This is a genomic window from Waterburya sp. (assembly GCF_058530065.1).
In genome coordinates, this window is record NZ_JBZNBU010000415.1 from 1 (window position 1) to 1,904 (window position 1,904).

2 protein-coding genes and 1 pseudogene are annotated in these 1,904 nt (G+C 36.2%); all 3 read left to right on the forward strand.

From position 1 onward, the window contains the following. Window positions 1–437, forward strand: a 437-nt coding sequence (locus AC33VI_RS22995; protein WP_491784591.1) for a His/Gly/Thr/Pro-type tRNA ligase C-terminal domain-containing protein, incomplete at its 5' end; no start/stop codon positions are given. 142 nt (window positions 438–579) lie between these two features. After that, window positions 580–1,413 (forward strand): hypothetical protein, encoded by an 834-nt coding sequence (locus tag AC33VI_RS23000; RefSeq protein ID WP_491784592.1) that lies wholly within the window; start codon window positions 580–582, stop codon window positions 1,411–1,413. A gap of 103 nt (window positions 1,414–1,516) precedes the next feature. Beyond that, window positions 1,517–1,904, forward strand: a pseudogene (locus AC33VI_RS23005) (ATP-binding protein); the annotation flags it as partial.

Genomic DNA, 1,904 nt, shown 5'->3' on the forward strand with positions numbered 1-1,904 from the left:
ACATGGAATATGTAGCAGCCGATGGTTCTCGTCAACGTCCGATTATGATTCATCGGGCAATTTTTGGGTCTTTAGAGCGTTTTTACGGAATTCTAATCGAAAACTATGCTGGGGATTTTCCTTTATGGTTAGCACCAATACAGCTACGCTTGCTACCAGTTAGTGAAGCACAAAGAGAATACGCAGAAACTGTTGCTGCTATGCTAAAACAGTCTGGTTATCGAGTAGAAATAGATAGTTCTGGGGAACGTTTGGGCAAACAAATACGTAATGCCGAATTAGAAAAAATCCCTGTAGTGGCAGTAGTTGGTAAACGGGAAGTTGAAACCCAAACTTTGAGTATTCGTACCCGCCAGCAAGGAGATATCGGGACGATGAATATAACCGAGTTAAAAGATAGTTTAGATAATGCTTTAGCTAATAAAACTAAGATTTAAAAAGCAGACAAAGCGATCGCACTTAAAACTAATATTTAGATTTTTTGGCTAAAGAGTAAATTAAGAAAAATCCGTGTTTATATCAGTGTAATCGCCAAAGTTATGGGAATAAGCTGGAATAGAAGAATTCTTATTGCCAAACATGGAAGTCAAAGAATTAAAATTTCTCCTTAAGCTGATTGGGAAAAATGATTATTGTGGCAAAATTAACGAACTAAAGCCGAATAGTAAAACGAAGGTTTCAGAAACACAAAGTATCTGTCGGAATTTGCGCGAGCGCGAATTGGTATCCTGTAGTGAAACTATTACCAAAATAAAGATTAATTCGGCTGGTAAAGCTTTACTGCAAGTGGATGCTAATAATTTACCAGTTACTACTGATGAACTAAAAATCCTCAAAGCTTGCGCTAATAAAGTAATTACTCCTGGTAAAACTAAAGTTACTCCTCCTCAGAAAAGAGAAGAACTAATAACTAAGTTAGTCGAACGAGGTTTGATTACAGCCACCGCCACCAAAATAGAACTAGTTAGGCTAACAGAAAGAGGTAAGAAAACTCTGCTAGAAGAATACAATCCTAAAGGTACAGCTTCAGTTTTAAGCCTTAGTTTGCTCGATAATTATGTGCGATTCTTACGTAAAAATCTCTGTGCGAGTGTATCTCAATCTAATATTACGGTAGATAGAAAGGTTGATATCAATGGTAAAAAGCCAACCGATGAGGATATTTTACAAACAATTATCGAACTAGACAGCGAACTAGGTACGGATAATTACTTACCAATTTTTCACCTGCGGGATAAATTGCAACTATCTTTATCGAGAAAAGAATTAGATGACGCACTATATCGTTTGCAAAGACAAGACAAATTGGAATTGGGTTCTTTAGTAGAAGCGGTTCACTATACCAACGAACAATTAGAGGCGGGTATTCCCCAAGATGTTGGTGGTTCGTTATTTTTTCTGATAGTTAATTAGGAAAGTAGGAAGTAAGAAGTAAAAAGTAATAAGTAAATTAATTATCTGTACTTAAGCTTTAAAAATTTTTAATAAAAATTATAGAAATAATAGAGGTATTAATGTGGCGACTTTGCAAGAAATTATTCAACGGGAAGTCAATCCGTTTGATACAGTAACTTTCACAACGGGTAACTTTTGGACTGAAGATAATAAATCCAATATTGCTACGGTTGAATCGATTCATCAATCGGCGATCGCAGATATTGAAAATACGCTTCAAGATGTTATCGAGGATAATCGTACTCGCAGTATCTTGCTTGTAGGTGACTCTGGATGTGGTAAAAGTTATTTGTTGACTCGTCTTAAAAAAAATCTCAACGATCGCGCTTTTTTTGTTTATATCGAACCTTGTTTGGTCAAAGACTATATTTGGCGACACACTCTACGTCATACTGTTGACGGTTTGATGCACCGCCCTGAAGAGGAACAGGAGTCTCAGTTACTATTAT